The sequence below is a fragment of the Thermoanaerobaculia bacterium genome, from assembly GCA_035717485.1.
Classification (GTDB): domain Bacteria; phylum Acidobacteriota; class Thermoanaerobaculia; order UBA5066; family DATFVB01; genus DATFVB01.
This window is the reverse complement of sequence record DASTIQ010000139.1, coordinates 1-7,258: the sequence shown is the minus strand read 5'-3', so window position 1 is coordinate 7,258 and position 7,258 is coordinate 1. Positions and strand designations below refer to the sequence as shown.

The following is a 7,258-nucleotide window of genomic DNA, read 5'->3' as shown; positions in this document are numbered from 1 at the left end:
TATCTAATCCCGTTTGCTCCCCACGCTTTCGCGCCTCAGCGTCAGTTCCGGCCCAGGTGGCCGCCTTCGCCACCGGTGTTCCTCCCAATATCTACGCATTTCACCGCTACACTGGGAATTCCACCACCCTCTTCCGGACTCAAGCCCAGCAGTATCTCCCGCACGTCCTCAGTTAAGCCGAGGGATTTCACGAGAGACTTGAAGGACCGCCTACGCGCCCTTTACGCCCAATAATTCCGAATAACGCTTGCCCCCTCTGTATTACCGCGGCTGCTGGCACAGAGTTAGCCGGGGCTTCCTTTGCCGGTACAGTCAATCACCGGGGGTATTGACCCCGATGAATTTCTTCCCGGCCGACAGAAGTTTACAATCCAAGGACCTTCATCCTTCACGCGGCGTTGCTGCGTCAGGCTTTCGCCCATTGCGCAAGATTCCCCACTGCTGCCTCCCGTAGGAGTCCGGACCGTGTCTCAGTTCCGGTGTGGCCGATCACCCTCTCAGGCCGGCTACCGATCGAAGCCTTGGTGAGCCGTTACCTCACCAACTAGCTAATCGGGCGCGGGCTCCTCCGAAAGCGGGAGGTCTTGCGACCCCCCTTTGATCGCATCCCCTCTCGAGGTCGCGATCACATGCGGTATTAGCCCAAGTTTCCCTGGGGTATTCCCCACTTTCGGGCAGATTGCCCACGTGTTACTCACCCGTCCGCCGCTCGACTGGAGGAGTTGCCCCCTCCGCCTCGCTCGACTTGCATGTGTTAAGCACGCCGCCAGCGTTCATTCTGAGCCAGGATCAAACTCTCCACTTAAAGTGTGTCACGGCCGGGGGGCTAAGCCCCAAGCCGGGATTTCCGAGTAGATCCGTGCTTTTTTCAAAGAAAAAAACAGGAAAAAAAATGAATTCGTTGGCTGCTCTATTCAGTTTTCAAGGAACCGATCGCCCGAAAGCGACTCGCCGTTCTCCCGGCGAACTCCCGTTTAGAGACGGGCTGTTGATCCTACGAAATCCCGGACTCACTGTCAATCGAAATCTGCATCAGCGAGCCTTTCGAAGCGTTTGTCCCGACTCCCCGCCGGCGAACCTTCGCCCGCAGAGGCGTGCTTCGCGCCCCGGATTTCCTAGTCTTGAAAGAGCCTGTCCCGTGAAGGGAAGCGCATGATAGGCGGGTCGGGGCCCACTGTCAAGCGCCCGAACCCGGCCATTCTGGCCTGCGCAAGTCATTGATTGGATTGATTAAATAACCCGGGGAGCGCCGCGGCGGAGGAATCGGCGAATCCGTCGGCCTCGTGTCGCCGCGCATCCTCTTCGAGCGGCGCGGCCGCATAGCCGAATTCCAGCACCTGGCGAACGTAGACCGGCAGAAAACCCGCGATTCCGCCCGCCTTCTCGTATTGCGCCACGTGCCGGAGCTCGTGCGAAAGCGCCCGGCGCGAGACGTGCCCGCCGCGAAGGAAGACGGCATGACCGAGGGTGAGCCCGATCGTTTCGGGCGGGAAAAAACCGGCCTCGCGAACCGCATCGGACAGCGCCGGATCGTCCGGCCGCGGGAGCTCGTCGACGACCAGGATACGAATCCGCTCCGTTTCGCCAACGCCCGCGCGCGAGGCGAGTGCGAGCCCGTCGCAAGCCAGCGGTTCGCCTTCGCGTGCCGCCCGACGCGCCTCTGCTTCCGCCCACGCGATCGCCCGCGGAAGCAGGGACGGCAGCGCGTCCGCGAGATTCATCCGTGTCCCACGCCGTTCAGGAAGGAATCGGCGGCGCCGACAGGCCCGAGCCCCGGAGCGCTTCGACCAGCATCTGGACGGCGAGCGACGCGAGGATCAGCCCGAGTATCCGGATCAGCACCGACGCGCCGGAGTTGCCGAGGATCCGGTGGACGAAGGACGCGCCGAGGAGCATCAACGCGGTGAATCCCAGAACGAGCAGGAGCGCGACGGCCGTCATCGCCTGCATGGGAATGCTGAAGACGTCGTTGTTGGTGAGCACCACGATCGCCGTGATCGCGCCGGGGCTCGCGATCGCCGGCACCGCCATCGGAAACACCGCCAGATCGTGGCCGGGCTCCGCGGCGCCCGTCGTGTGCGCTCCCTGCCCGAACGTGAGCTGGGCCCCGAAGAAGAAGAGGAAGAGCGCCCCCGCAATCTGGAACGAGCGGAGCGCGACGTGCATCGAAGCGAGCAGGACTTCCCCGAGGACCATGAACGCCAGGAGGATCGCCCCCGCGATCAGGACCGCCTTGAGCGCGATGCGGCGCCTCTGCGCCTCGCCGTGTCCCCGCGTGACCGCGACGAAGACGAGGACGGACCCGATCGGGTCGATCGTCGCGAAGAGAACGGCGCAGTCCTGGACGAAGCGCCCGAGCATCGGCCGAATCGTAGCAGGGAGCGGCGCGCGCTACCGGCGTGGAGCCCCTTCGTCGCTCAACGTCTTCAGGAACGCGACGATCGCGGTCTCCTCGTCGGCGGTCAATCCCAGTCTGCCGGTCTTTTCGTGCTCGAGGTTCCGCGGCTCCTCGGAAGCCGGCCAGCAGCCCTTCCCCGCCACGAGGCCCTTTCGTGCCCCGCAGACGGGGAGAACGTCACGCGTGTTGTAGAAGTGGACGACCTCCTCGAGGCTCTTGAAGACGCCGTTGTGACCGTATGCCTTGACGAATCCCGGCGACGGACGGCGATCGACGTTGCGGAGCGTCGGAACCTTGAATTTCCCCATGTTCCGCGGCGCGAGCGAAGCCCATCGCGGCTCGTTCTTCAGATACCCGCCGAGCCCGGGGTCCTTCCACGTCTTCCCGTCCGGGTTGTATTCGGCGCCCATCGCATAGAACGGGTTGGCGGGATTTGCCGGCAGGCCGATGTTGTCGTACGTGAAATCCGTGAAGAGCGGCGCCTGCCCGTTCCTGCGCTCGTGAGGATGGCATTCGCCGCATTTCCCCTTGCCGCCGAAGAGCGAGAGCCCCTTCATCTCCTGCGGGGTCAGCTTCTCCGTGCCCGCGAGATAACGATCGTAGCGCGAGGAAAAGGGCTGTGCCGCCGGCGAGGTCTCGTAGGCGGCGATCGCAAGACCGATCACGTCGTACGCGGCCGCGGCCTGCCCCGGAGCGCACGCGTCGGCGACTCGGCGTTCGTCCTTGGCGACCCGCCGCAGCAGTCCGCCGTTCGGTCCCGAGCAGACCGCCGCGACGACCGCGGCCGCGTCGGGCATGTTCTGTTCGAGCGGATTCAGGAACGGACCGAGGGCCTGCTCGGCGAGAGCGCTGTCGAGACGGGCGCCGGTCGCGCGGCCGTCCCAGAAACTCCCGCCGAAGAAGACGGTCTCGCCCTCCTCGCTGCGCGTCGCCAGCGTCGGCGCGGCGGCATAGGCGGCGCTGGGCGGTTTCCGGTTCCCGAAGCGTCCGTGAACCGCGCCGGGATACACGCCCCCGCCCCGGTTCACACGCTCGTTCGGGCCGGTGAATCCGACCGCGGGGCCGTGACAGTCGGCGCACGCCTGTCCGGCCGGGCGCGACAGCGACGTATCGAAGAAGATCTTCTGTCCGAGAAGGGCGAGTGTCGGCGCGGACCCGGCGGGCGCCTGCGCGATCGCCGCTCCGCCGGCGAGAAGGGCGGCGAGCGCGGCGGCGCACGATCGAGAGATGCGGTCGATCGGCATGAGTCACCTCGAGCCATCGAGCCTAGGCCGATGGACGGCGCCGCGTGAAGATCCAGGTGCATCAGAAAGAGGTCGGAAGAGGCCGATCGCCGCGCCGCGATCCGGCCCGTCGCAGCGCCGGAGAGGCGAACCCCCGCCCTACCAGATGCGGACGCGAACCTCTTCCGGCCTCCACATCGGATCCCCCGGCTTCACTCCGAACGCCCCGTCGAATTCCGGGACGTTCGCGAGCGGCCCGTTGACGCGCCACTTCTCCGGCGCGTGCACGTCGGAGAGAAGGGCCCGGGCGAGCCTCTCCTTCCGGATCTGGCCGAGCCAGGAAAGCGCATAGCCGAGGAAGTATCTCTGGAGCGGCGTGAATCCCGCGATCTTCTGGCCTTTCCGGTATTGCTCCGTCTTCTCGAACGCGTCGAGGCCGACGAGAACGCCGCCGAGATCCGCGATGTTCTCCCCGAGGCTCGCCTTGCCGTTGACGTGCATTCCCGGGAGCGGTTCGAACGCGTCGAACTGGACGACCATCCGCTCGGCGCGCGACCGGAAGCGGTCGGCGTCGTCCTTGGTCCACCAGTCGCGGAGGTTCCCTTCGGCGTCGTACTGCCGGCCCTCGTCGTCGAAGCCGTGCGACATCTCGTGACCGATCGTCGACGCCGCGGCGTAACCGTACACGAGGGCGTCATCCGCCTCGTCGTCGCGAAGACCGGGAATCGTGAACGCCGCCGCGGGAAGCACGATCTCGTTGTTCGACGGGTTGTAGTAGGCGTTGTACGTCTGCGGGGTCATCTCCCATTCGGCGCGGTCGACCGGCTTCCCGAACTTCCCCAGCATGTCCTGGAACCACCAGCGGGTGCCCGCCATCACGTTCGCGGCATACGACTCGCGCCCGATCGCGAGCGTCGAATAGTCCTTCCACTTGTCGGGATACCCGACCTTCTTCGTCATTTTCGCGAGCTTTTCGAGGGCCTTCGCCTTCGTCTCCGCGCTCATCCACGGGAGCCGTTCGATCCGGTCGCGCCAGGCGTCCCGAACCGCCTCGACGAGATCGCTGTAACGCTTCTTCGCCCGCTCCGGGAAGTACGTCTGCACGAAGAGCTTGCCGACGACCATTCCCATCGCCCGCTCCTCGGCATCGACCACGCGCTTCCATCGCGGCCGCTGCTCCTCCTGCCCCGAGAGGAGCCTTCCCCGGAAATCGAAGCGGGCGTCATCGAATACGCGGCCGAGATATTCCGCGTAGGCGTCGACGAGGTGGAAGCGAAGGTAGTTCTTCAGGTCTTCGACCGGTGTCTTCCGGAGCTCCTGGTCGAGCGCCGCGTAGAACTCCGGCTGGCCCACGATCACCGTGTCGGCGCCCTTGACGCCGAACGCGGCGAGCCGGGCCGGCCAGTCGATCGACGGAGTGAGCCTGTCCCGGACCTCCGCCGTCGGCATCTTGTTGTAGTTCTTCTCTGGGTCGCGGAGATCCGCGAGCTTGCGCGAGGCCTTCGCGAGCGCCGTTTCGAAAGCGACGACCCGCTCGCCGGCGTCGGGAGGGACCTCGCGGCCCCGGGCGCTCATCTCGAGGAGACGCTGGACGTACTTGACGTAGCCCCCGCGGACCTTGACCGAGTTCGCGTCGGTGTTGAAATAGAAGTCGCGATTCGGAAGGCCGAGCCCTCCCTGCCAGAGCGTGACGGCCATCGCGTCGCTCTGCTTTTCGTCCTGGAGGACCCGCAACGAAAAGAACGCCAGGGTCCTGAGCGGGGCCTGCGCCATCGCCGCGTCGATCGCGCCGGGAAGGTCGCGGACGGCGTCGATCCGGTCGAGCTCGGCCGAGAGCGGCGCGAGACCCGCCGCGTCGGCTCGCGCCTCGTCCATCCCGGTCGTCCAGAAATCGCCGATCTTCCGGGCGTCGGTCCCGGCCGGCGCGTTCGCCGCCGCGGCGTCCTCGTTGATCTTCCGCATCCGGGCGTAGATCTCCTCGTCCACCAGATCGCCGATTCCCCACCCGCCTTCCGACGGAGGGATCGGATTCTTCGCGAGCCAGCCGCCGTTGGCGTACTGGAAGAAGTCCGAGGCGGGGCTCGTGGACGGATCGAGGTTCGATCGGAGGAGGTCTTCCGCCGGAGCGGCCACATCGGCGGCGCGCGCGGCGGCGATCGCCGCCGCGAAAGCGAATGGCAGGATCAGGACTCGGAAACCGGCTTTTCTGGTCATCCGAAAATCCTAGAACTTTTTGCCGCCGTTCCCGTTTTCCGGGACAGGGAGTTGAGAACATGAAGTTTTCCGTTCGGAGTCTTCTCGCCGTCCTCATGCTCGGCGCCGCCGTGTCCGCCCGGGCGGACATCCACTTCGGGATCGTCGAGGATTCCGACGACCACCATTACTACCGGTCCTCGGGGCTCGCCAGCTTCGAGGTCCGCTACGAAGGGGAAGTCGAGCTCTCGCCCGACCGGGAGAGCGTCACGGCGGTCGCGCCGGGCGCCTGGATCGAGATCCGGACCCGCCGGCTGTTTTCGCCGAGAATGGTCCGGGTCACGCGCGGCGCCGACGGCCGTCCGCAGGTCCGGTACTGGATCGCGGATCGCTCGGGCTCGGCGGACCAGGCCCGGAACTATCTCGCCCGGAACCTCCCCGAGGCCGCGCGCGTGACGGCGGTCGGCGCCCGGGGCGAGGCGAAGCGTCTCCTCCGCCAGGGACCCGACCGGCTCCTCGACGCGATCGGGGGGCTCGAGAGCGGCGCGGCGCAGGAGATCTATCTCGAGGAGCTGGTCGCCGCCGGGCCGATCGACGCCGCCGCCGGCCGCCGCGCCGTCGAAACAGCGGGACGCGAGATCTCGTCGAGCAGCCGCCTGCGCCGGATCCTGACCCGCCTCGCCGAGGCCCTCCCCCCCGACCCCGACCTCACCGCCGCGCTCGCCCGCGCCTGCTCGGAGATCTCATCGAGCTCCCAGAGCGGCGCGGCGCTCGCCGCGATCGCGGAGAAGAGGGGCGTTCCCCCGGCGGCGGCGCGCGATTACGCACACTCGATCGGCGAGATCTCCTCCTCGTCCGAGGCGGCGACCGCGGTCGACCGCGTGGGCCGGTTCGCGAGCGACGCCGGCTCGATCGAGCTCCTCGCGGGGGCGGCGGAGTCGATCGCGTCGTCGGCCGAGCTGCGGCGCGCGCTCACGAGCCTCTCGCGGCATCCCGGTCTTCCTCCCGAGGCGCTCGCGCGGATCCTGACCGCCGGAGCCAGGATCTCCTCGTCTTCCGAGAAGGCGTCCCTCCTCGAGGATTGCGCGGCGGGCGCGGCGGCGGCGCCGGCGCCGCACCACGCCTACCTCGCGACGGCCCACACGATCGAATCGTCTTCGGAGACCCGCCGCGCGCTCGCGGCGCTCGTCCGGGACGGAGTGAAGGGCGACGCGCTCGCCGAGGTTCTCCGCGCCGCCCGCCGGATCGATTCTTCGTCCCAGAAGGCCGAGCTGCTCGTCGAGGCCGCCGGCTCTTCGTCGGATCCCCTTTCGTTCACCGCCTATCTCGAATGCGCGCGGACGATCGACTCCTCCTCCGAAAAGGGGCGGGCGATCCGGACTCTTCTCGAGAAAGCGAATCTCACGGCCGACCAGCGCAAGAGCGTCATGGATTTCGCGGAGCG

5 protein-coding genes and 1 rRNA gene are annotated in these 7,258 nt (G+C 67.1%); 1 reads left to right on the top strand and 5 read right to left on the bottom strand.

Features of this window, described 5'->3' with window-relative positions; all coding sequences use genetic code 11:
- From VFS34_07255 to VFS34_07235, 5 genes are all read right to left on the bottom strand, one after another.
- Nucleotides 1-805 (bottom strand): 16S ribosomal RNA (locus tag VFS34_07255); the annotation flags it as partial.
- Nucleotides 806-1,214: 409 nt separating this feature from the next.
- The gene (locus VFS34_07250) at nt 1,215-1,721 is read right to left on the bottom strand and encodes a hypothetical protein (GenBank protein HET9794242.1); all 507 of its coding nucleotides are present in this window, start codon (nt 1,719-1,721) and stop codon (nt 1,215-1,217) included.
- Nucleotides 1,722-1,737: 16 nt separating this feature from the next.
- Entirely contained in the window at nt 1,738-2,361 is a 624-nt protein-coding gene (locus VFS34_07245) for a MarC family protein (GenBank protein HET9794241.1), read from the bottom strand.
- 30 nt (nt 2,362-2,391) lie between these two features.
- Nucleotides 2,392-3,642 carry a cytochrome c peroxidase gene (locus VFS34_07240; GenBank protein ID HET9794240.1) on the bottom strand — a complete coding sequence of 417 codons (1,251 nt, stop codon included), beginning with the start codon at nt 3,640-3,642 and terminating at the stop codon, nt 2,392-2,394.
- A gap of 138 nt (nt 3,643-3,780) precedes the next feature.
- Nucleotides 3,781-5,835, bottom strand: a complete 2,055-nt coding sequence (locus VFS34_07235; GenBank protein HET9794239.1) for a M13 family metallopeptidase — start codon at nt 5,833-5,835, stop codon at nt 3,781-3,783.
- 59 nt (nt 5,836-5,894) lie between these two features.
- On the opposite strand from VFS34_07235, the gene VFS34_07230 reads away from it, so the two are divergent.
- A partial coding sequence (locus VFS34_07230) for a hypothetical protein (protein HET9794238.1) occupies nt 5,895-7,258 on the top strand: 1,364 nt, incomplete at its 3' end.

Excerpts from the sequence above, each read along its gene's own strand:
- VFS34_07245 (HET9794241.1), bottom strand. The coding sequence starts at position 2,361 with ATGCTCGGGCGCTTCGTCCAGGACTGCGCCGTTCTCTTCGCGACGATC.
- VFS34_07240 (HET9794240.1), bottom strand. The coding sequence starts at position 3,642 with ATGCCGATCGACCGCATCTCTCGATCGTGCGCCGCCGCGCTCGCCGCC.
- VFS34_07250 (HET9794242.1), bottom strand. The coding sequence starts at position 1,721 with ATGAATCTCGCGGACGCGCTGCCGTCCCTGCTTCCGCGGGCGATCGCG.
- VFS34_07235 (HET9794239.1), bottom strand. The coding sequence starts at position 5,835 with ATGACCAGAAAAGCCGGTTTCCGAGTCCTGATCCTGCCATTCGCTTTC.